This is a genomic window from Conyzicola nivalis (assembly GCF_014639655.1).
In the GTDB taxonomy this organism is placed as follows: domain Bacteria; phylum Actinomycetota; class Actinomycetes; order Actinomycetales; family Microbacteriaceae; genus Conyzicola; species Conyzicola nivalis.
The window spans coordinates 1,439,268-1,462,468 of sequence record NZ_BMGB01000001.1; the positions used below are offsets into that span (position 1 = coordinate 1,439,268).

At 69.0% G+C, this 23,201-nt stretch carries 16 protein-coding genes; 7 read left to right on the forward strand and 9 right to left on the reverse strand.

Going from position 1 to position 23,201, the window contains the following annotated elements; translation table 11 throughout:
* Window positions 1-9: 9 nt before the first annotated feature.
* Window positions 10-669: a hypothetical protein gene (locus tag IEV96_RS07110; RefSeq protein WP_188509944.1), complete on the forward strand. Its 660-nt coding sequence runs from the start codon at window positions 10-12 to the stop codon at window positions 667-669.
* Here the strand turns inward: IEV96_RS07110 and mnmA are convergent.
* Window positions 644-1,780: a tRNA 2-thiouridine(34) synthase MnmA gene (mnmA, locus tag IEV96_RS07115; protein WP_188509945.1), complete on the reverse strand. Its 1,137-nt coding sequence runs from the start codon at window positions 1,778-1,780 to the stop codon at window positions 644-646. The genes IEV96_RS07110 and mnmA overlap by 26 nt on opposite strands.
* A 187-nt stretch (window positions 1,781-1,967) precedes the next feature.
* Window positions 1,968-3,173 (reverse strand): cysteine desulfurase family protein, encoded by a 1,206-nt coding sequence (locus tag IEV96_RS07120; protein WP_188509946.1) that lies wholly within the window; start codon window positions 3,171-3,173, stop codon window positions 1,968-1,970.
* A gap of 39 nt (window positions 3,174-3,212) precedes the next feature.
* Between IEV96_RS07120 and glgX the strand changes: the two genes are divergently transcribed.
* Window positions 3,213-5,252, forward strand: a complete 2,040-nt coding sequence (gene glgX, locus IEV96_RS07125) for a glycogen debranching protein GlgX (RefSeq protein WP_188509947.1) — start codon at window positions 3,213-3,215, stop codon at window positions 5,250-5,252.
* Window positions 5,253-5,278: 26 nt separating this feature from the next.
* The gene (gene ybaK, locus IEV96_RS07130; RefSeq protein WP_188509948.1) at window positions 5,279-5,776 is read left to right on the forward strand and encodes a Cys-tRNA(Pro) deacylase; all 498 of its coding nucleotides are present in this window, start codon (window positions 5,279-5,281) and stop codon (window positions 5,774-5,776) included.
* Window positions 5,777-5,788: 12 nt separating this feature from the next.
* On the opposite strand, the gene glgP is transcribed toward ybaK, so the two are convergent.
* Together glgP and IEV96_RS07140 are read right to left on the reverse strand one after the other, a co-directional pair.
* The gene (gene glgP, locus IEV96_RS07135; protein WP_188509949.1) at window positions 5,789-8,341 is read right to left on the reverse strand and encodes an alpha-glucan family phosphorylase; all 2,553 of its coding nucleotides are present in this window, start codon (window positions 8,339-8,341) and stop codon (window positions 5,789-5,791) included.
* A 74-nt stretch (window positions 8,342-8,415) separates the two neighbouring features.
* The gene (locus IEV96_RS07140; RefSeq protein ID WP_188509950.1) at window positions 8,416-8,838 is read right to left on the reverse strand and encodes a hypothetical protein; all 423 of its coding nucleotides are present in this window, start codon (window positions 8,836-8,838) and stop codon (window positions 8,416-8,418) included.
* 334 nt (window positions 8,839-9,172) lie between these two features.
* Here IEV96_RS07140 and IEV96_RS07145 point away from each other — a divergent pair, with 334 nt between their 5' ends.
* Both IEV96_RS07145 and glgB read left to right on the forward strand, forming a co-directional pair.
* Window positions 9,173-11,209 (forward strand): alpha-1,4-glucan--maltose-1-phosphate maltosyltransferase, encoded by a 2,037-nt coding sequence (locus IEV96_RS07145; RefSeq protein WP_188509951.1) that lies wholly within the window; start codon window positions 9,173-9,175, stop codon window positions 11,207-11,209.
* On the forward strand, window positions 11,209-13,380 hold the full coding sequence (gene glgB, locus IEV96_RS07150) for a 1,4-alpha-glucan branching protein GlgB (protein ID WP_188509952.1): 2,172 nt from the start codon (window positions 11,209-11,211) through the stop codon (window positions 13,378-13,380). The genes IEV96_RS07145 and glgB overlap by 1 nt, the downstream gene beginning before the upstream one ends.
* 123 nt (window positions 13,381-13,503) lie before the next feature.
* On the opposite strand, the gene IEV96_RS07155 is transcribed toward glgB, so the two are convergent.
* Complete coding sequence (locus IEV96_RS07155) at window positions 13,504-14,415, reverse strand: tetratricopeptide repeat protein (protein ID WP_188509953.1); 912 nt, start codon at window positions 14,413-14,415, stop codon at window positions 13,504-13,506.
* Window positions 14,412-16,190, reverse strand: a complete 1,779-nt coding sequence (locus tag IEV96_RS07160) for a DUF8094 domain-containing protein (RefSeq protein ID WP_188509954.1) — start codon at window positions 16,188-16,190, stop codon at window positions 14,412-14,414. The genes IEV96_RS07155 and IEV96_RS07160 overlap by 4 nt, the downstream gene beginning before the upstream one ends.
* Before the next feature lie 262 nt (window positions 16,191-16,452).
* Here IEV96_RS07160 and IEV96_RS07165 point away from each other — a divergent pair, with 262 nt between their 5' ends.
* Both IEV96_RS07165 and IEV96_RS07170 read left to right on the forward strand, forming a co-directional pair.
* Complete coding sequence (locus tag IEV96_RS07165; RefSeq protein ID WP_188509955.1) at window positions 16,453-19,335, forward strand: coiled-coil domain-containing protein; 2,883 nt, start codon at window positions 16,453-16,455, stop codon at window positions 19,333-19,335.
* A gap of 18 nt (window positions 19,336-19,353) precedes the next feature.
* Entirely contained in the window at window positions 19,354-20,406 is a 1,053-nt protein-coding gene (locus IEV96_RS07170) for an AI-2E family transporter (RefSeq protein ID WP_188509956.1), read from the forward strand.
* Window positions 20,407-20,412: 6 nt separating this feature from the next.
* Here IEV96_RS07170 and IEV96_RS07175 read toward each other — a convergent pair whose 3' ends face one another.
* The 3 genes from IEV96_RS07175 to IEV96_RS07185 are packed head-to-tail and all read right to left on the reverse strand — an operon-like array spanning window position 20,413 to window position 23,191.
* Window positions 20,413-21,126, reverse strand: a complete 714-nt coding sequence (locus IEV96_RS07175; protein WP_188509957.1) for an alpha/beta hydrolase — start codon at window positions 21,124-21,126, stop codon at window positions 20,413-20,415.
* 13 nt (window positions 21,127-21,139) lie between these two features.
* Window positions 21,140-21,436 carry an Rv1322 family protein gene (locus IEV96_RS07180; protein ID WP_188509958.1) on the reverse strand — a complete coding sequence of 99 codons (297 nt, stop codon included), beginning with the start codon at window positions 21,434-21,436 and terminating at the stop codon, window positions 21,140-21,142.
* Between the two features lie 9 nt (window positions 21,437-21,445).
* Window positions 21,446-23,191 (reverse strand): cation:proton antiporter, encoded by a 1,746-nt coding sequence (locus IEV96_RS07185; protein WP_188509959.1) that lies wholly within the window; start codon window positions 23,189-23,191, stop codon window positions 21,446-21,448.
* Between the last annotated feature and the right edge of the window lie 10 nt (window positions 23,192-23,201).

Sequence of the window (23,201 nt, forward strand, 5' to 3'; positions counted from 1 at the left end):
GGACTGACCATGTCGATCCTTCCCCGCGCGCGACGCGGCTACCCCGGCGTCGCCGGTGTCACCGGCGCGGTCTTCCTGCTCGTCGTCTTCGTCGTCGCGGTGATCGACGGCGTCGTCGGGATCGTCTACACCCAGGGCCGCACGCTCGAGTCGCTCGCCGGCTTCGAGTACGCGCTGCCCGCGCTGGGCGCCGTCGTGCCGTTCGCGCTGTGGCAGGTCGTCCCGCTCGCTGTGGGCGTCTTCCTGTCGTTCTGGCTGGTCCTGCCGATCCGCCCGCACCAGCGCGTGGGCGGTGTCGTGCTGCGCTCGATCGTCGCGCTGCTGATCGGACTGGTGATCGCGGTCGCCGTCGAAGCCGTGCGTCTCACGACGAGCGACCTGCCGGTCAACCCGACGCAGAGCGGCGCGGTCGACAACCGCTATTACATCCTCGTGCTCGGTGGGCTCGCGAACGACGCCTGGCAGCTGTTCGCGAGCTCGCTCGGACTGGCCCTGGCCGCGGGCCTGGCCATGTGGGGCTGGCTGCGTACGCGGCCGAGCTACGGTCCCCTGCGGCACGGCGGCCCGCAGACCGAGCCGGTGCAGACCGTCTCCGCCCGGCAGGGCGACGAGCCGGTAGGGCGACCAGCTAGAGGGCGACGAGCTAGGCCGGAACCGGTACGGCGCTGACCGTGCGCGCGATCGTGCACTGGCCGAGGACGCGGGTGCCCACGTAGACCACGGCGGTCTGGCCGGGCGATACGCCGTTGATCGGTTCGACCGGGCGGATGACCATCTCGCCCTGCTCCACGAAGACGACGGCGGCGACGGGGTCGGCGTGGGCGCGGATCTGCACCTCGCAGTCGAACGGGGTGATCGCGCCGTTTTCGTCGATCGAGGCGATTCCCGACTCGACGGGGCCGAGGCCGGCCCAGGTGAACTTGGTGCCGGCGAGCTCGGAGAGGTCGAGGGCTTCCTTCGGCCCGACGACCACGGTGTTGGTCTTCGGTTGCACCTCGAGCACAAAACGCGGCATACCGTCGTCGCTGGGGTACCCGATGGAGAGTCCCTTGCGCTGGCCGATCGTGAACGCGAGCGCGCCCTCGTGGGTGCCGAGCACCTTGCCGGAGCGGTCGAGAATGTCGCCCTGCTCGGCGCCCACCTTCTCGGCGAGCCAGCCGCGGGTGTTGCCGTCGGGGATGAAGCAAATGTCGTGCGAGTCGGGCTTGTTGGCCACGCTGAAGCCGCGGGCGGCGGCCTCCGCACGCACCTCTGCCTTCGACGGCGTGGAGCCGAGCGGGAAGAGCGAGTGCTCCAGCTGGTCAGCCGTGAGCACGCCGAGAACGTAGCTCTGATCTTTCGCCCAGGTGGCCGCGCGGTGCAGTTCGGCGTTGCCGTTCGCATCACGGCGCACATCCGCATAATGTCCGGTGGCGACCGCGTCGAATCCGAGCGCGAGCGCCTTCTCGAGCAGTGCGGAGAACTTGATGCGTTCGTTGCAGCGCATGCACGGGTTCGGGGTGCGGCCGGCGGCGTACTCGTCGATGAAGTCCTCGACCACGTCGAGCTTGAACCGCTCGGAGAAGTCCCACACGTAGTACGGGATGCCGATGATGTTGGCGGCACGCTGAGCGTCCATGGAGTCCTCGATGGTGCAGCAGCCGCGGGCGCCGGTGCGCAGGGTGCCCGGCATGCGGCTCAGCGCGAGGTGCACCCCGACGACTTCGTGACCCGCTTCGACGGCGCGTGCCGCGGCTACCGCCGAGTCCACGCCGCCGCTCATTGCCGCTACAACCTTCATGGGTTCCAGTGTACGTGCGGGCGGCTGAATGGGCCCGGGTCGCGCAATCGAGCGACCGTGAGCGGAGTTCGGGGGCGGATGCCGCGGCGCCCCTCACCAGGACGGGAGGCCGCCCGGCGCCGGTTCCGTCCTGTCGAACGTGCGCGGCGGCCGTTTCGTCCTGTCGGGCGTGCGGCCGCGCAGGGACCTAGCGGCCGAAGGTCGGCGCGTGCTCGGCGAGCCCCGCGCGGGCGGCGCGGGCTACCGCGTCGGGCAGGGCGGCGACCAGCGCGTCGACTTCTCCGCTGGTCGTGTGGGAGCCGAGCGTCATGCGGAGGGCCCCACGGGCATCCGCCTCACTGAGTCCCATCGCGGTCAGCACGTGCGATGCCTCCGGAACCCCGGCCTGGCAGGCCGAACCGGTGGAGACCGAAAATCCGGCGACGTCGAGCAGGAAGAGCAGCGAGTCGCCCTCGCAGCCGGGGAACGTGAAGTGCGCGTTGCCCGGCAGGCGGCCGTCGGCCGACGGGTCGCCGCGGAGCACCGCGGACGGCACGGCGGTTCGGATGCCCGCCACGAGCCGGTCGCGGAGGTCGCGCAGTCGGGCGGCGTGGCCCTCGATGTCGGCGGTGGCCGCTCGTGCGGCCAGCCCGAACGCGACGGCGCCGGCCACGTCTTGCGTGCCGGAGCGGGCACGCTGCTGGTTGCCACCGTGCAGCAGCGGCACGATCGTCGTACTGCGCGCGATGACGAGGGCGCCGACGCCGACCGGGCCGCCGATCTTGTGCGCGGAGATGGAGAGCGCGGCGACGCCGAGCGCGTGGAAGTCGATCGGCACGTAGCCGTATTCGGCGATGGCGTCGACGTGTACCGGAACGCCATGCCGGGCGGCGAGCGCCGCGATCTCGGCGACCGGCTGCAGAGTACCGACCTCGTTGTTGGCGCTGAGCACGGTGACGAAGGCGACGTCGTCGCCGAGCGCGTGCTCGAGGGCGACCAGGTCGATGCGCCCGAGGGCGTCGATCGGGATCCAGTCGATCACCGCGCCCTCGTGCTTCTCGAGCCACTCGATCGCGTCGATGGTGGCGTGGTGCTCGCCCATCGGCACGAGGATGCGCCCCCTGCGGGTCGCGGTCCCTGATCCTGTCGGAGGGTGCGAAACCCGCGCCCACCACAGCCCCTTGATCCCGAGGTTCACGGCCTCGGTGCCGCCGCCGGTGAAGGTGACCTCGACCGAGTCGGCGCCGACCGATGCGGCCACCTGCTCGCGCGCCTCCTCGAGCATGCGCTTGGCGTTCTGCCCCTGGCTGTGGATCGACGACGGGTTGCCGACCACGGCGAGAGCCGACGCGTAGGCGGCGATGACCTCGGGCGGCATGGGTGACGTCGCCGCGTGATCGAGGTAGATGGGCATGTAACAAGCATGACTCATCGCGCCCGTAGTGTGGGACCCATGACCAGCGCCCCTCCGATCGGCCCCCTCGGCGTAGTCCAGACGGAAGACGGCGGCGAGCTGCGTGTCTGGTCGGCCAACGCCACCGCGATGGAACTGTGCCTCTACGACGAGCGCGACGCCAACTGGCTGGTCTCGGCCGTGCCCATGGTGCGCGGCGACGACGACGTCTGGTCGGCCCGCTCGCCCGCCCTCGTGCCGGGGGCACGGTATTCGGTGCGCGCATCCGGCCCCACCGGACCCACGCACCGCTTCGAACCGACCCTCGACCTCATCGACCCGTACGCGCGTGGCCTCGCCCGCACCGCGAAGGGCGAGTGGCGTTCCTATGTCCAGGATGACGCGTTCGACTGGGAGGGCGTGGGCAAGCCCGCCGTCCCGATGGACCACGTCGTGATCTACGAGGCCCACGTGAAGGGCCTCACCAAGCTCAACCCCGACCTGCCCGAAGAGCTGCGCGGCACCTACGCCGGCCTCGGCCACCCGTCGACGATCGAGTACCTCAGGGCGCTCGGCGTCACCTCGGTCGAGCTGCTGCCGATCCACCAGTCGGTGAGCGAGCAGCGTCTCATCAAGCAGGGGCTCACCAACTACTGGGGGTACAACACCCTCAACTTCTTCACCCCGCACGCCGAGTACGCGACCCGGGAGGCGCAGGCGGGCGGAACCGGCGCGGTGCTGCGCGAGGTGAAGACCATGGTCAAGAACCTCCACGCCGCAGGCCTCGAGGTACTGCTCGACGTCGTCTACAACCACACCGCGGAGGAGGGTCCGACCGGCCCGACCACGAGCCTGCGCGGCATCGACAACGAGTCGTACTACCGGCAGAACTCCAAGGGCGAGTACATCGACGTGACCGGCTGCGGCAACACCGTCGACTTCGCGATCCCCGCGGCCAGGCAGCTCGTGCTCGACTCGCTCAAATACTGGGCCAACGAGGTGCAGATCGACGGTTTCCGGTTCGACCTGGCCGTGACGCTCGGGCGCGACGAACGGGTCGAGTTCGACCCCGAGCATCCGCTGCTCGCCGCGATCGTCGACGACCCGCAGCTCGCGGGCGTGAAGATGATTGCCGAGCCCTGGGACGTGGGCATGGGCGGCTGGCAGGTCAGCCGCTTCCCCTCCGGCTGGAGCGAGTGGAACGACGGCTACCGCGACCGCACCCGCGACTTCTGGCTCACCGACATCGCGGCCGCCCGGGCGAACGGCATCGCCCCCAACGGCATCGGCTCGCTGGCACGTCGGCTCGCGGGGTCTGCGCACGTCTTCCCGCAGAATCGCGGGCCCATGGCATCCGTCAATTTCGTCACGGCGCACGACGGCTTCACCATGGCCGACCTCACCTCGTATTACACGAAGCACAACCTCGGCAACGGCGAGAAGAACCGTGACGGCACCGGCGACAACCACTCGTTCAACCACGGCGTCGAGGGACCGACGGATGACACGGAGATCCTGGCCGCGCGGCGCAAGACGATGCGCAACCTGCTGGGAACGCTGGTGCTGAGCGCCGGCATCCCGATGATCACGGCCGGCGACGAATTCGGACGCACCCAACGCGGCAACAACAACGCCTACTGCCACGACAGCGAACTCACCTGGCTGTCCTGGCAGCGCGACGACTGGCAGACCGAGCTGCTGGGGGTCACGACCCTGCTCACCCGCCTGCGCCGCGAGAACCCGGCGTTGCGTCCCAGGCACTTCAGCCGGTTCGGCGAGACGGTTCCGAGCGCCACGCAGATGGACTGGTACAACAAAGAGGGCCTCTCGATGTCGGACGACGACTGGGACTCCCCCGCCGAGCGCACCCTGCAGTACCTCGCCGCGTCGACGCCCGAGATCGAGGAGTTCAACCGCATCCTGCTCATCGTGCACGGGCTCGAAGGCGCGATCACGGTCACGCTGCCGGAGCACGAGGGCGTCACCGGCTACGAGCTGCTGTGGGACTCCGCGACCACCTCCCTCGACCCCGAACAGCACGCCCCCGGCAGCGACCTCACGGTGCCGGGCACATCGATGCGGCTGTACCGGGCGCACTGACCCAGTTCGCGGAGCACAATAAGCAGATGGCAAAGCATTCGGATGCCGCGGCGGGCGGCACTCCCGCGACGATGGCGCTCACCGCGGCGGGCATCCGCTTCCTCCCGCACGCCTACGCGCACGACCCGGCGAACACCAACTTCGGCACCGAGGCGGCGACAATGCTCGGCCTCGACCCCGAGCAGGTGTTCAAGACGCTGCTCGCCGATGTCGACGGCTCGCTGGTCGTGGCGATCGTCCCGGTCACGGGCATGCTCGACCTGCGCGCCCTCGCCCGCGCCGTCGGCGGCAAGAAGGCCGTGATGGCCGACCCCGCCGTCGCGCAGCGCAAGACCGGCTACATCGTCGGCGGCATCAGCCCGATCGGACAGAAGACACCGCACCCGACCGTGCTCGACGAGACCGCGGAGCTCTACGCCTCGATCTTCGTCTCCGGCGGGCGCCGCGGCTTCGACATCGAACTCGCCCCGGCCGACCTGATCGCCGTCACGAACGGGCGGGTCGCGGCGATCGCCAAGGAGTAGCGCCGGCTACCGTCAGACCGCGGCCGCGACGAGCCCCATCTCGGCGGCCGACGCGAGCAGGGCGTGCCGCGGCACCACGCGCACGTTGTAGCCGAAGCTGCCCGCCCGTCCGAGCGGCACGCTGCCGGCGAACGTCGACTCCCCGCCGTTGTCGGTCGTGGGTTCGAGCACAGCGTGCTGGGTGTCGATGAGCCGGTCGCCGTCTCGGGCCCGTCCGTAGACGACCTCGACCGACACGTCGTCGGGGGTGAGCCCGCCGAGTTCGACCTGCGCGCGCACGTGCAGGGTGTCGCCGACCTGCGGCACGGCGTCCACTCCGCCCGATTCGACGTGCGTCACGTGCACGGCGGGCCACGCCTCGATCACGCGTGACTTCCAGAGCGCGAGTTCGCGCGCCGGCTGGTACCCGCTCGCGCTGATCGTCTCCTCCGCCACAGCAGCCGGAATGTACAGGCGCTCCACGTACTCGCGCACCATCCGGTCGGCCGAGAGCGACGGCGACAGGGTGGAGAGCGTGTGGCGGATCGACTGCACCCAGCGGTGCGGCACGCCGTCGTCGCCGCGGTCGTAGAAGCGCGGAGCGATCTGGTGCTCGATGAGGTCGTACATGCTGTCGGCCTCGAGCTTGTCGCGCTCGGCGCCGTCGCCCGCGGAGTCGGCGGACGGGATAGCCCAGCCGTTCTCCTCGTCGTAGAACTCGGCCCACCAGCCGTCGAGGATCGACAGGTTGAGCGAGCCGTTAAGCGCCGCCTTCATGCCCGACGTGCCGCAGGCCTCGAGCGGGCGCAGCGGGTTGTTCAGCCAGACGTCGGTGCCGGGGTAGAGCAGCTTGGCCATGGCGATGTCGTAGTTCGGCAGGAACACGATGCGCTCGCGCACGTCGATCTCGGCCGCGAACTCGACCAGCCGCTGGATGAGACGCTTGCCCTCGTCGTCGGCGGGGTGCGACTTCCCGGCGATCACGATCTGGATCGGCCGGGTGGGGTGCAGCAGCAGCGAGCGCAGGCGGTCTTCGTCGTGCAGCATCAGCGTCAGGCGCTTGTAGGTGGGCACACGGCGGGCGAACCCGATCGTCAGGATGTTCGGGTCGAGCAGCGACGAGTACCAGGCCGGGTCGCCGACCCCCGGGTTCTGCTCGTGCCAGGCGTCGCCCACCCGGCGGCGCGCGTCGGTGACGAGCTGCTGGCGCATGGCGCCCCGCACCTGCCAGAGGTCCCAGTCGGAGATCTCGGGCGAATTCCAGTCGGCCGACGTGGTGTCGCCCGCTCCGAACTTCGACGACGCGAGCTGCAGCAGCAGCGGGTCGGTCCAGCTGGGCGCGTGCACGCCGTTGGTGACCGACGTGATCGGCACGTCGTCCTCGTCGAAACCGGGCCACAGGTAGCCGAACATCCCGCGCGAGACCTCGCCGTGCAGCTTCGAGACGCCGTTGGCGCGCTGCCCGAGCCGCAGTCCCATAACGGCCATGTTGAACATGGCGGGGTCGCCGCCCTCGTAGTTCTCGGTACCGAGTGCGAGCACCTCCGCGACATCCACCCCAGGCAGCAGCTCCGTCGAGAAGTAGCGCGTCACGAGCGACGCCTCGAACCTGTCGATTCCCGCGGGGACCGGCGTGTGCGTCGTGAAGACCGTGCCGGCGCGCACCACCTGCAGCGCCTCGGCGAACGACAGGCCGCCGCCGATCAGGTCGCTGATGCGCTCGAGCCCGAGGAAGCCGGCATGGCCCTCGTTCGTGTGGAAGACGAGCGGCTCGGGCGAGCCGGTGAGCCGGGTGTACAGTCCGATGGCGCGCACGCCGCCGATGCCGAGCAGCAGCTCCTGCAGCAGGCGGTGCTCCCCGCCTCCGCCGTAGAGGCGGTCGGTGACGGAGCGCAGCTCGTCGTCGTTCTCGGGCACGTCGGTGTCGAGCAGCAGCAGTGTCACGCGGCCGACGGCGACCCGCCAGATGCGGGCGGCGAGCGCGCGTCCGTCGGGCAGGGCCAGGGTGATCAGCGCGGCGCGGCCGTCGGGGTGGCGCAGCACGCTGAGCGGCAGCCCGTCGGGGTCGAGCACGGGGTAGCTCTCCTGCTGCCAGCCCTCGCGGGAGATCGCCTGGCGGAAGTACCCCGAGCGGTAGAACAGGCCGACCGCGATGATGGGCACGCCCAGGTCGCTCGCGCTCTTCAGGTGGTCGCCGGCGAGGATGCCCAGACCGCCGGAGTACTGCGGCAACGCGGCGGCGATGCCGAACTCCGGCGAGAAGTAGGCGATCGCGGCGGGCGCGTCGGGCAGCGACTGGTACCAGCGCGGCTCGGAGAGGTAGGTGTGCAGTTCGCCGAGCAGCCCGTTCGTGCGGGCGACGAAGTCGTCGTCGGCCGCGAGCTCGTCGAGTCTCGAACGCTCGACCGCGCCGAGCAGGGCGATCGGATCGCGCCCCGTCTCGTCCCAGACGGCCGGGGCGATCGACGCGAACAGCTGCATGGTCGGCTCGTGCCACGACCAGCGCAGGTTGGTGGCCAGCTCTTCGAGCCCGCCGAGCGACTCGGGAAGGACGGTGCGGACGGTAAATCTGCGGATGGCTTTCACCCGACCCACCCTAGAACATGCCCCGTGACGGCCGGTATAACTACCGGCGACGAATCGGAGACCTTTCGTCGGAGCTACTGGCCGGGACTGATCGCCGCAACGGTCGCGCGGTCGTTGATGAGGACGGATGCCACGAGCGAATCGCCGGCCGCGACCGGGTTGTCGAGCTCGCTCCAGGTCGCTCCCCCGTCGTCGCTGCGCAGGGTGCCGAGCTTCGTGCCGCCGGCACCGACGATCGTCAGTTCGACCGACGAGTCGGCGCGCAACGCGCCGTCCACGGGGACGATGGTCGCGCCGACGACCTTTTCGCCGCCGAGCAGCGGGTCGTAGTCGGTCAGCCACGCGACGGTGACGCCCGGCAGGGTGTGGGCGGTCACGCTCTGGCCGACGTCGAGTCGGGTGATCTCGAGGCGGTCGAGATTGGCCGCCGCGACGCCGAGGGCGACGAACACGGCAGAGGCCAGGGCTATCGACAGAATTTCTCTTCGGGTGGGCATCGTCTTCCTAGGGTTAGACACGATTACCGCAACATCGGCGACCTCGACGGTCACCGTGCCATCCATGGCTTTACTGGCCGGGGAACCAGTGTTGCTTGACGTTGTCGTTCACGGTTTCGGGCCGCGAACCACGTAAAAACCCATTCGAATTCGGTGACATCGCTAGGTATCCCGGATCGAGTGAGTGTTTCTCCAAGACTAATCGTAGCGATGGGTCGATGCAAAAACATTTATCCGCGAGGGCGAGTCGCGCGCCGCATACCAACTACTCCGACATACCGACAGGGGAGATCCAAAGGCCCGGGTCCACGGGCAAAGGCGGTACGGTCGATTCGTGGCGACTACAGAGAATGGCAGGGTGGCCGCGAGCGCTGGCCCCACAACGCAGCAACGATATGAAACGCGAATCGGACGGATACCGATCCGGTTCCTGAACCCGCAGCAGCCGGAGAACCGCTGGCCGGCGAAGGCCTTCGTCGGAGAGGTGTTGCCGTTCTCGGCGACGGTCTTCCGCGAGGGGCACGACCAGCTGGGCGCGGCACTGCTGCTCACCGACCCGCGGGGCACGACCTCGCGGTTCCCGCTCCACCCCGGCGCGCCGGGCACCGACGCGTGGCACACGTCCGCGCAGGTCGACGCCCCAGGAACCTGGATCTACCGTATCCAGGCCTACTCCGACGACTGGGCCACCTGGCTGCACAACGCCGAGATCAAGATCCCGGCCGGCATCGACGTCGACGTCATGATCACCATGGGTCTGCAGCTGCTCGCCCGCCTCGAGAAGAGCCAGGCGGTTGCGGATGCCACAGCCACCCTCTCCGACGCGACGCTGTCGCCCGTCGACCGCCTCGAGGGAGTGACCGGCGACGACCTCGCCGCCGTCATCGCGGCGAACCCGCTCGCGAGCCTCGTCACCCTGAGCGACCCGCTCGAGCTGCGCGTCGAACGGGCCCGCGCGGGCCTCGGCAGCTGGTACGAGTTCTTCCCCCGCAGCGAAGGCGCGAAGCAGCGCAAGGACGGCTCCTGGGCCTCCGGCACCTTCCGCACCGCCGCCAAGCGCCTCCCCGCCGTCGCGGACATGGGCTTCGACGTGGTCTACCTCCCCCCGATTCATCCGATCGGCCGCACCTTCCGCAAGGGTCCCAACAACACCCTCGACGCCGGCCCGAACGACCCCGGCTCGCCGTGGGCCATCGGTTCCGCCGACGGCGGCCACGACGCCATCCACCCCGAACTCGGAACGGTGAAGGACTTCAGCTACTTCCTCGGGGTCGCGAAGAAGAACGGCATCGAGATCGCCATCGACCTCGCACTGCAGTGCTCCCCCGACCACCCGTGGGTCACCCAGCACCCCGAGTGGTTCACCACGCTGCCCGACGGGTCGATCGCCTACGCCGAGAACCCGCCGAAGAAGTACCAGGACATCTATCCGATCAACTTCGACAACGACTACGAGGGCCTGCGCCAGGAGATCCTGCGCATCGTCAAGTACTGGATCGGCATCGGCGTCACGATCTTCCGCGTCGACAACCCGCACACCAAGCCGCTCGAGTTCTGGGAATGGCTGCTGCACGAGGTCGCGGCCGAACGCCCCGACGTGGTGTTCTTCGCGGAGGCGTTCACCCGCCCGGCGATGATGCAGTCGCTCGCCGCCGTCGGCTTCCAGCAGTCGTATACCTACTTCACCTGGCGCAACACCAAGGTCGAGCTCGAGGAGTACCTGCACGAGGTGTCGAAGGTGACGAGCCACACCTTCCGGCCCAACTTCTTCGTGAACACGCCCGACATCCTCACCGAGTTCCTGCAGTTCGGCGGACGCCCCGCCTACAAGGTGCGCGCCGCGATCGCCGCGACCGGCAGCCCCAGCTGGGGTGTCTACTCGGGCTACGAGCTGTTCGAGAACGTCGCCCGTCCAGGCGCCGAAGAGAACATCGACAACGAGAAGTTCGAGTACAAGGTGCGCGACTATGCCGCGGCCGAGGAGACCGGCGACTCGCTGGCGCCCTACCTGCGCCGGCTCAATGAGATCCGGGCGCAGCATCCGGCCCTGCACCAACTGCGCAACCTCGACGTGCACTGGAGCGACGACGACTCGATCCTCGTCTACTCGAAGTACCTGGACGCCGCGTACACCGGCACCGGCAGCGACGACACGATCATCGTCGTGGCGAACGTCGACCCGCACTCGGTGCGCGAGACCACCGTCCACCTCGACACCACCCGCTTCGGCATAGAGATCGGCACCGAATTCACCGTGACCGACCTCATCACCGGTTCGACCTTCGTGTGGGGCGGTGACAACTACGTGCGGCTCGATGCCTTCACGGAGCCCGTCCACATCCTGCGCGTCGAATACCCGAAAGGCAACTAATGGCTAACGCCCCCGTACTCCCCGACCTGCATCCCGGACTCGTGGAGTCGCTCGTCAGCGGCAGCCACCCGCAGCCCCACTCCACCCTCGGACAGCACCCGTTCGGCGACGGTTTCATCGTGCGCGCCGTCCGTCCGCTCGCCGCCGGCGTCACCGCCGTGCAGGCCGACGGCACGCGGGTCGAACTGACCCACGCGGCCGAGGGCCTCTGGCAGGGTTACGCCGACGGTCCCGGACAGGCCTACGTGCTCGAGACCGAGTACGACAACGGTCCGACCTGGATCGCCGAGGACCCGTACCGCTTCGTGTCGTCCGTCGGCGAGATCGACCTCTACCTGTGGGGCGAGGGACGTCACGAGCAGCTGTGGCACGTGCTCGGTTCGCACTTCCGCCCGCACGAGGGCGTCGAGGGCACGTCGTTCTCGGTCTGGGCACCGCACGCACGCGCCGTGCGCGTCGTCGGCGACTTCAACGGCTGGTTCGGCGACCGTCACGCGATGCGCCGCCTCGACGACAACGGCGTGTGGGAGATCTTCATCCCCGAGGCCAGCCCCGGAACCACGTACAAGTTCGAGCTGCTCACCCCGGCCGGCGAGTGGGTCACCCGCGCCGACCCGATGGCGCGGTTCACCGAGGTCTCCCCCGCCACCGGCTCGAAGGTGGGCGAGTCGCTGTTCGAGTGGGAGGACAAGGCCTGGATCGACACCCGGGCCAGCACCGACACCCTCAACTCGGCCATGAGCATCTACGAGCTGCACGTCGGCTCGTGGCGTCCCGGCCTCGGCTACCGCGAGCTAGCCGAGCCGCTCATCGAATACGTGCGCGAGCTCGGCTTCACGCACGTCGAATTCATGCCGCTCGCCGAGCACCCGTTCGGCGGGTCCTGGGGCTACCAGGTCACCGGCTACTTCGCCCCGACCAGCCGGTTCGGTCACCCCGACGACCTCAAGTTCCTCATCGACAGCCTGCACCAGGCCGGCATCGGAGTGATCATGGACTGGGTTCCCGGCCACTTCCCCAAGGACGAGTGGGCGCTCGCCCGCTTCGACGGCGAGCCGCTCTACGAGCACTCCGACCCCCGCCGCGGCGAGCAGATGGACTGGGGCACCCTGATCTTCAACTTCGGGCAGTCGCAGGTGCGCAACTTCCTCGTCGCCAACGCGCTCTACTGGCTCGAGGAGTTCCACATCGACGGCCTGCGCGTCGACGCCGTGGCATCGATGCTCTACCTCGACTACTCGCGCAACGAGGGCGAGTGGCTGCCCAACGAGTTCGGCGGCCGCGAGAACCTCGAGGCGATCAGCCTGCTGCAGGAGGTCAACGCCACCGCCTACAAGCGCAACCCCGGCATCATGATGATCGCCGAGGAGTCCACGTCGTGGCCCGGCGTCACGAAGCCCACCTCGGGCAACGGCCTCGGGTTCGGCATTAAGTGGAACATGGGGTGGATGCACGACTCGCTCTCGTACATGTCGGTCGACCCGATGTACCGCGCACACCACCACAACGACATCACGTTCAGCTTCGTCTACGCGTTCAGCGAGAACTTCCTGCTGCCGATCAGCCACGACGAGGTCGTGCACGGCAAGGGCTCGCTGCTCACGAAGATGCCGGGCGACCAGTGGCAGAAACTCGCCAACCTGCGGGCCTACTTCGCGTTCATGTGGGCCCACCCGGGCAAGCAGTTGCTGTTCATGGGCAGTGAATTCGGCCAGCCCTCCGAGTGGAGCGAAGAGCGTGGCCTCGACTGGTGGATCCTCGACCAGCCCGTGCACCAGGCGCTCTCGAAACTCGTCAGCGCGCTCAACCGGGTCTACCGCGAGGAGGCTCCGCTCTGGTCGCGCGACAACGAGGCGGGCGGATTCGAGTTCCTCGACGCGGGGGACGCCGAGCACAACGTGGTCTCGTTCCTGCGCTGGGACCACGAGGGCAACCCGATAGCCGTGATCATGAACTTCTCCGGCGCCCCCGTCGGCCCCTACCGCGTCGGCCTGCCGTTCGCGGGCACGTGGGACGAACTGATCAACACGGATGCCACGGAATTCGGTGGCAGCGGAGTCGGCAACTTCGGCGCAGTGGTCGCGACGGACGAACCGTTCGCCGGTCGTCCCGCGTCCGCCGAGCTGACCCTCCCGCCGCTCGCGGGACTCTGGTTGAAGCTGCGCAAGTAACGCCTTAACGGCGATTGAGCCTGCGCGCTGGAGCTTTGAAGATCGCGCCAGCGATCTCGCGACGCCAGCGCCGACTGAGCTTGCGAAGGAGGACCCTTCGCAAGCTCAGTGGCCGTTAAGCCGTCAGTACAGCAGCGCCGTCAGCCGGCGGCGCGCCGCGACGACGCGGGGGTCGTCGGTACCGACGACCTCGAAGTGCTCGAGCATGCGGGTGCGCACGAGCGTCTTGCCGTCGGCGTCGAGCGAGGGGAACAGCTCGAGCAGGCGCAGGAAGGCGTCGTCGACGTGGCCGCCGGAGATGTCCAGGTCGGCCACCGCGAGCTGCGCGTGCACGTCGTCGGGGGCCGAGGCGGCCGCGGCGCGGATCTCGTCGGCCGTGGTTCCCTCGAGTCGCGCGAGCAGCGACACCTGGGCGAGGCCCGCGACGGCGAGCGCATCGCGCGGGTTCTGTGTGATGGCGAGCTTGTACTCGGCGATCGCCGTGGCGAAGTCGCCGGCCGAGATCGCGTCGAACGCCTCCTGGTGGTGCGGGGGCAGCGGTTCTTCGACCGGCTCGGCCGCGTCGGCGTCCGCGTCCGCGTCGTCGACAGGAACGGTGCCGGTGATGTTCTGCTGTTTCGCGACCTCGAGCACCTGGTTCAAGACCCCGCGGATCTCTTCCTGCTCGGGTAGTCCGACGAACAGCTGCAGCGGACGACCGCCGATCACCGCGGCGACCGTGGGCACCTCCGAGACCTGGAACGCCTGCACGAGCTGCGGGTTCTTGGTCCCGTCGATGGTGGCGAGCACCATGCGTCCGCCGAACTCGGCGACCAGTGCGCCGAGCGAGGGGGCGAGCCCTTGGCCGTAGAACTCCACCAGCACGGGAACCGAGTTGGACAGTTCGAGGATGCTCGAGAACGTGGCATCCGTCGCCTCGACCACGAGGGACGAGGCCTTGCCGGTGGGCGCGGCGACGGGAGGTGCCGGGTTCACGAGAGACGAGAGGTCGACGGCTCCGCGGAGACTGGCGGCGCTGGGGGGAAGGTTGGTCACGGGAGCTCCGATGCGGCCACGAGGCCCTGGGTGTAGCCGAGCAGGACGATTTTGCCACCCGTATCGACGGACGGCACGAGGAACAGCAGCTGGTAGCCGTAGGTGGCCTTGAAACCCTTGGCGCTCGTGGCCTTGCCGGTGAGCGCCTTCACGGCGGGGGTCGCGTTGGCGACGGCGCCCGCCTCGACGACCTTGACGATCTCGTCCTCGTTCACGTCGACCGTGACGAGGGCGCTGGAGTCGTTGGTCGACAGCGCGACCACCGGACCCTTCGACTCGGCGCGTTCGAAGCTCAGCGAGGACGTGGCGGAGAGACCCGACTTGCGGCTCTCCTTGAATGCTTCGCCGACCTCGGTGCGCAGGCTGTCGCCCTCGGCCTCGAACAGACCGTAGGAAGTGCTGTCGCTGTCGACCATCAGGATGTCGCCGTAGTCGGCTCCGACGAGCTGCGGTTCGACGACGAGGAACTTCGAGTCGAGCTGCAGGCGGCCGGCACCGACGGAAGCGGGCGCGACACCCTCGATCACGGCGCCGGGCTCCATGCGGATCACGTACTGCGCCTTGTAGTTCGACCGGGGGTCGTCCTGGATGAGCATGACCGCCATCGGCGGGACCTGCTTGCCGTCTTCGGCCGTCGCCTTGTCTTCGATCACGGCGAGCACGGCGCGCGGCCAGGAGTTCTCGGTGACCTGGGGGAGGGTCAGCGTGATGTCGCCCTCGGGGATGCCCTCGACGGCGGCGATGCTGCTGTCGGCACGTCGCGCGGCGTAGTTGCTCAGGCGCAGGTCGAGGGCGGGGCCCGCGAGTCGCGTCTTGATCAGGTCGTCGTTCATGCCGGTGTCCGCCTCGGCGGCGACCGACACCAGGTCGGCCACGATGCGCTTCGCCTGCTGTTCGGTGACGGCCGGGGGGTCGAGCTGCGCGGCAGCCTCGGCGTCCGCGACGGGATCCGAGGTGGCGGTCGGTGCGGCGACGGGCTCGCGCCCGGCCCAGAAGTCGGCGCTGCAGCCGCCAAGGGCGAGTGCGGTCACGAGCACGACGGGAACGATCGCGACGCGCGGGTTGATCGCCCTGCGGCCCTTCGCGTTCGCGTCGAGCTCCTTCTTCTTCGCCTTGATCGGCTTGTAGCGCGGCTGGCGCGGCAGCTTGGGCATCTTCTGCGGCGACTTGCGGCGGGGGCCGCGCGACTTGCGGATGTGGGCGACGGCCCAGAACAGCAGCACGAGCCCGATGACGAGCAGGATGCCGCCGGCGACCACGAAGGTGTTGGCCCACGGGGTGGAGTTGTCGACGGGCCAGGTGATGCTGACCTCGGACGGCGCCGGCTTCACTCCGTCGGAGACGACGAGCAGGGAGAAGCCCTCGGGCACGTTGATCGTCATCGAGGACTGGTCGGTGTAGCTCGCCAGCCAGAGGTCGGAGTCGGCGGGGTTCGGAACCTCGTCTTCGGTGCCCGAGGTGAGTTCGCTCTCGAGCGCGGCCGTCTCGGCGTCGTAGGAGACGGTGTTGTAGCTGGCGTCGCCGATCCAGGCGATGACGTCCGACGTGCGACCGTAGGCGACGAAATTCTCGTCCGACCCACTGATCTGCACGAACTGGCTGCGCGGGTAGGCGTTGAGGGCCTCTCCGCTCAACACCGTGACGGGTGCGTCGGTGGTGACGCTCGTCGACGCGGTGATCTCGTCCGGCGCGGCGAGGATGGTCTTCTGAGCGATGCCGAGGCCGATGAGCAGCGCGGCCGCGACAAAACTGACAATGGCGAGTACAAATCGCACGGATTCTCCTTTCGTGTCGCCCAGCCCTGACGCACAAACGTCGGGGCATCCTCCCTCGCACATCGCGAGTGCTCGCGCTTGGGGGCGAGTGGAAGACTTCCTGGAACCGGTGTCCGGATGGCAACAGCAAAGACGATCAAGAATACCTGACGGGGTACGTCGCGTCCTAACCGGGGCACTGGGAATCAACTGTGGGGACCTGCGAGAACGCCGACAGGGCCGTCGCGTCGAGTCATCCGCCCCTCCTACTAAACTGAGCCTCATGGCTGCTGACGACACAGACTTCGGTACGGAAATGCGCGGATACCGCAAAGAAGCGGTAGACAAGGCGGTGCAGGACCTCCGACGCGAGCTCATCAAGGCGAACGCCGACCGGGCCGAGGCGACGAAGGAAATCAAGCGGCTGGCAGCGGTCGCCGAAGACCTGCAGGCAGAACTCGACGAGACGGGCACGCCCACCTACTCGGGTCTCGGAACCAAGCTCGAGAACACCCTGCGGGTGGCCGAGGAGCAGTCGACCCGCCTGATCAGCCAGGCCGACATCGACGCCGAGAGACTGCGCAACTCGGTAAAGAACGAGATCCAGAAGCTGTCGACGGATGCGCGCGAGACCGCAGACCGTCTCGTTTCCGAAGCGACCGCGCAGGCCAACCAGCTGCTCGAGTCGTCGCGCAGCGAGGCCGAGCATGTGCTCGGCCGCGCGAAGGGCGACGCCGCGACCCTCGTCAACGACGCAACGCGCGAAGCCGCGTCCATCCGCGGGGCCGTCGCCACCGAAGCGGCAGACGCCCGCGCGACCACAAAGCGCGAGGCCGCCGCCATCCGCGCCGCCGGCGAACGCGAGGCCGCCGAACTCACGGTCGTCGCCAGCCGCGAGGCCGCGGAGGCCCGCGAGGCCGCCGCGATCCTCGCCAGGGAGACCGAGCTGGGCCGCACCGAATACGAGACCGAGAACGCGCGACTGCGGGGCGACCTCGCCCGCGACGTGGAGCAGGGGCGCACCGACCTGGCCCGCGACATCCAGACTGCCCGCGCCGAGCTCGAGAACGAGACCGAGACCACCCGCACCCAACTCGCCAACGAGGCGGCCGCGACTCGCGCCCAGCTCGAGAACGAGACCACGGCCACCCGCGCGAAGCTCGAGGCCGACACCGCCGCCGCTTGGACGGCCCTCGCGACCGAGACGGCGGCCCTGCGCGCCGACCTCGAGCAGGAGACGACGGCCGCCCGCACCGAACTCGAGGTCGAGATCACGACGGCCCGCACCGAACTCGCCAACGACCTCGCGGCCGGCCGCGCCGAGCTCGAGAACGAGATCACCACCGCCCGCGCCGAGCTGGAGATCGCGGTGTCCACCGCCACCGCGAACCTGACGAACGAGAAGGCCCGGGTCGAGGCCGAACTCGAGAACGAGGTCACCACCACCAAGGCCGCCCTCGAGAACGAGGTCACCGCGACGAAGGCCGCCCTCGAGAACGAGGTGACGACCACCCGCGCCGCGCTCGAGAAGCAGGTCACCACGACGCAGGCCGAACTCGAGAAGGAGGTCGAGGGCAAGCGCACAGCCCTCGACAGCGAGATCATCGCGCGCCGCACGGCACTCGAGAGCGAGATCTCCGCCGCGCGCGCTGCCCTCGAGACCGAGGTCACGAGCACCCGTACCGCCCTCGCCAACGAGGTGGCCGCCACGAAGACGGAACTCGCGAACGACGTGGCCGCCACGCGTGCCGAGCTGGAGAACGAGGTCACGACCACGCGCGCCGAGCTCGAGAACGAGGTCACCACCACGCGTGCCGACCTGGCCAACGAGGTCGCCACCACCCGGGCCGAGCTCGAGAACCACGTCGCCACGACCACGGCGGAGCTCGAGAAGCGGGTCGCGAGCACCACCGCCGACCTCGACAACCGGGTGGCCACCACCCTCGCCGAGCTCGACACCGAGGTGACGACCGCGAGGGCCACCCTCGAGAACGACGTCACCACGACCATGGCCGCCCTCGAGAACGAGGTGACCACCGCGCGATTGGAGGCCCAGCTCGACATCTCGACCGCCCGCGCCACCCACGACGCCGACCTCAAGGCGAAGAACGCCACGCTCGTCTCGGCCACCCAGGCGGCCCGCGCCGCCCTCGAGAGCGAGATCACCACGGCCCGCACCGAACTGGAGACCGAGACGGCGGCCATCCGGGCCGCGCTCGAGCACGAGACCTCCACCGCCCGCGCCGAACTCACCGACGAGCTCGCGACCGCCCGCGCCGAACTGGCGAGCGAGATCGCGGCGGCCCGCACGGCGCTCGAGACCGACACCGCCACGGCGCGCACCGAGCTCGAGAACGAGACCGCGGCGGCATGGACCAAGCTGGCCAACGAGACCGCCGCCGCAAAGGCCGAACTCGACGGCGACACCGCGACCGCGAGGGCCGCCCTCGACCGCGACAACGCGGCCGCGAAGGTCGCCCTCGATACCGAGACGGCCGACGTGCGCGCCGCCCTCGCGGCCGAGACCGCAGCGGTCACCGCCGCCGTCGCCAGCGAGGCCGCCCAGGCCCGCGCCGAGCTGGCCGCCGAGATCGACCGCGAGCGCGCCGACCTCGCCCGCGATATCGAACGCGAGCGCACGGCGCTCGCCCTCGAGCTCGAGGTCGCGAAGGCGCAGATGGCACACGACATCGAAGAGACCCGCACGACCATCGCCCACGACAGCGAGCAGGCACGCATCGACCTCGACATCGAGCTCAAGGCGCGTCGCGACGAGGGCGAGAAGGAAGCCCTCGTCAAGCAGCAGGAGGCCACGGCGCAGACCGGCAAGTACCTCAGCGAGGCGCAGGCCCAGCTCGACGAGGCCAACCTCCGCGCGGCCGAGAAGCGTGCCGAGGCCGCCGAGCTCGAAGACGGCTCCCGCGCCGCGGCGGCGAAGCTCCGCTCCGAGGCGAACGCCACGGCCGCCGAGGTACTCGCCAACGCCGAGGCGCGTGCGAAGGCGATTGTCGCAGACGCCGAGAAGCAAAACGCAAGGCTCGTGTCAGAAGCGGAAGATCGCCTCGACAAGATTAGGATCGAGCGCGAGGCTGTCGCTGGCTACTTCGAGAACCTCCGGGGGCTCCTGTCGCAGGCAGAAACCGTTTCTTCGACCGACCGCGACTAGCACGCCTGGAGCACGCACGTGAAAATTCAGAACCCGTTCAAGCTCGGCCTGCTTGCCGGGCTCGGTGTGCTCGTAGCGATCGTCATCGGCGGGGCCGTGCAAGACCTCGCGACGATCCTCACCTACATCGGTGCCGCGATCTTCCTCGCCCTCGGTCTCGACCCGCTCGTCACCTGGCTCGAGAAGCACGGCGTCAAGCGCGTCATCGCGATCGTCATCACCCTCGTCGGCGTGCTGGGCATCTTCGCGGGCCTCGTGTTCGCCCTGATCCCCGTGATCAGCGAGCAGGTGCAGAACATCACCAAGCTCATCACCGACACGATCATCCCGGGTATCCAAGACAACTCGATCATCGCCGGCATCGACGACAGCCTGCCCTGGCTGAAGGTGAACGACCTGATCGGACAGGCCGGCGACTTCATCGCCGACCCCACGAACATTGGCTCGATCGGTGGCGGCGTGCTCGCGGTCGGCATCAACATCGCCACCGGCATCTTCGGCGGCATCATCATCGCCATCCTGATGATCTACTTCGTGTCGTCGCTCGGCAGCCTCAAGCGCGGTATCTACCAGCTCGTGCCCGCCTCGAAGCGTGCCAACTTCATCGACCTCGCCGAGCAGATCAGCGAATCGGTCGGACGCTTCGTTATGGGCCAGATCACGCTCGCGATCGTCAACGGCGCGCTCTCGTTCATCGTGCTCACCGCCCTCGGCGTCAAGTACTCCGCGCTGCTGGCGTTCATCGCCTTCCTCGGGTCGACCATTCCGCTCGTCGGCACGCTCTCCGCATCCGTCATCATCTCGCTCTGCGTGCTGCTCTTCAACGGCGCCGACTGGCACGTGGTCGTCGTGGCCATCTACTACGCGGTCTATATGCAGGTCGAGGCCTACATCCTGAGCCCCCGCATCATGGCCCGCGCGGTCAAGGTGCCCGGCGTGGTCGTCGTCATCGCGGCCCTCGTCGGAGGAACGCTGCTCGGCATCCTGGGCGCGCTCATCGCGATCCCGGTGGCGGCCGCTGTGCAGCTGATCATCAAGGAAGTCGTCGTTCCGAAGCAGAACGCGCTCTAGCCGCGGCTACTGCCAGACGTCGGGCAGCGGTAACGCGGCGGGGTTGAGCCGCTGGACGATCTCGCTCAGCACGCGGTAGGTCTGCGTCTCGCCGACCCAGAGATGCTTGCCGCCCTCCACGTTCACGAGTTCGATGTTGGGTGCCGCGGCGAAGCGCTCGGCTGCCTCGGCGGGGCGCAGGAAGTCGTCGAGTTCGGGGATCAGTGCGACGACCTTCACGTCGGAGTCCGCCCAGGCGCCCACCTCTTCCGGCGACGTGCGGTGCAGTGGCGGGGAGAGCAGGATCATGCCGTCGAGGTAGTGGGCGCGGCCGTACTTGAGCGCGACCTCGGTACCGAAGGACCAGCCGACGACCCACGGATGCGGCAACCCCCGTTGCGCCACGAAGTCCATGGCCGCGGACAGGTCGTGCTGCTCGTCGATGCCCGCGCCGAATTCGCCCTGCGACGTGCCGTGCGGCGACGTGACGCCGCGGAAGTTGAACCGCAGCACCGCGATGTCGGCGAGGGCGGGCAGGCGCAGCGCGGCCTTCTTGATGATGTGGGAGTCCATGAATCCGCCGTGCGTCGGCAGCGGATGCAGCGCGACCATCGTGGCGACCGGCTCGGCGGTGAGCGGCAGCGACAGCTCGGCCACGAGGCTGAGACCGTCGCTCGTTCGCAGCTCGACGTTCTCGCGGCGGGCGGGCAGCTCGACCGCCCCACGGATCTCTGTCGTCACGGTGTGGTGCTCCTCACGGTTTGATCTTCCAGCAGTGCAGGTGCCAGTGGCGGCGGGCGGAGAGGTCGTCGGCCTCCCCCATCAGCCCGTCCGCGCGCCAGGCGACGGTGTGCGCCGTGCCCGGCCCAATCTCGAGACCGCAGGCGGGGCAGGTGTAGTACTTCGTCGCCGAGGGGGCGGCGAGGGGCTGCACGTTCCAGAGCCCGTCGCGCTTCGCCTCGGTGCGGCGGCGGCCGGCGAGCACCCGGCTCAGGTCGACATCGTCGTCATCGTCGGGGCGTCTGCCACGGGGACGATTGGAACGGGGCATAACCCCAGACTAGCTGGCGCCGGGATTGTCGATCTGTTCGAGACGGGTCTCCTCGAGGTCGAGCATCGCCTGCGCGCGCGACAGCACGCGGGAGGGGTAGCTGCCGGTGGAACGCGCGTCGAGCAGGGCAGCGCGCTCGGCCTGCAACACCTCCTGGCGGAGCGCCCGGTACTGCTGGTGCGGCGACCTGGCGAGGCCTTCGTCGCCGCTGCCGTACCGCGCGCGTTCCCACGCCGACTCGGCGCTCAGCAGGGTGTCGTGGCGCACGCGGTCGATCACGGCGGGATCGACCTCGTGCCCGTCGGGCAGCGTGAAGTCGGGATTCTCGAGGGCGGAGAGTCCCGCGGCGCCCATCTCGTCGAGCAGTTCGGCGAGTTCGCGCCGGTCGGCGGCCCGGTCGGTGCCGCGGATGCCGCTCGCGCGGATGACCCACGGCAGCGTTCCGCCCTGCAGAAGCAGGGTCACCACCGCGACGGTGAACGCGGTGAGCACGAGCTGCGAGCGGTAGGGGATGTCCTCGGGCAGCGACTGGGCGGCGGCGAGGGTGACCACCCCGCGCATGCCCGACCAGCCGAGCACGACGCCGCCGCGCCAGCCCAGGCCCTCGGCCTTGAGCTGTTTGAGGTCGCTCTCCCTGCGCTGGAAGACCCGCTCGGCGCGGTCCTGCCGCTTCTGGAACACCGGGTCCACGGCGGCGCGCCTGCGCATGCGGTCGAGCATGGCGCGCACCCGCGACTGGCGTTCCTCGGCCTGCTCGCCGCGGCGCCGTAGCACGAGCAGCAGCGGGATGATGAAGAGGAAGCGGATGACGATGATGCCAGCCACCATCAGCAGGCCGTAGACGACCGCCGTGGTGACGCTCAGGTCTTTCGCGATCACGTCGGCGATGATCGCGCTGATCTCGAGGCCCATGAGCAGGAAGACGCCGTTCTCTAGCACGAACTGCGCGGTGCGCCAGTTGAGCCGCTCGCTGATGCGCGCCTGGGCGCTGAACCGCTTGGCGCTGTTGTGTCCCGAGTAGAGCCCGGCGGTCACCACGGCGAGCACTCCGCTCGCTCCGAGGGCCTCGGCGGGGATGAACGCGATGAACGGCACCGCCAGCGAGATGGTGGTGTCGAGGATGGGGTCGCGCAGCTTCACTCGGACGCGCACGGTGATGAAGCCGACGGCGAACCCGATCAGGATGGCCACCGTCACCGCGAAGGCGAAGTCGCCGATGACACCCCAGAAGGTGACCGCGCCGCTGATCGCGAGGATCGCCGAGCGCAGCAGCACGAGTGCCGTGGCGTCGTTGACGAGGCTCTCCCCCTCGAGAATCGTCACGAGCCGCGGCGGGAGCCCGAGCTTCTTGCCGAGCGCCGTCGCGGCGACCGCGTCTGTAGGGCTGATCACCGCGCCGAGCGCGATACCGCCGGCCAGGCTGAGGTCGGGGAAGATCATGTACAGCACGAACCCGGTGCCGAAGGCGGTGACGAGCACGAGTCCAACGCTCAGGGCGGAGATGGTGCTGAGGTTGCGGCGCAGGTCGACGACCGGGACGTTGATGGCGGCCGCATAGAGGATCGGCGGCAGCAGTCCGAGCAGCACGATGTTGTGATTCACCACGGTGGGTGCGCCGGGGATATAGCTGAAGCCGAATCCGACCAGGATCAGGATGAGGGGTGCCGCGACCCCGAGCTTGCGGCTGAACACGCCCGCGAGCACGATCGTGACGATGGCGACTACACCGACTACGAGTCCGTTCTCAACGACCATCCGCTAAGGA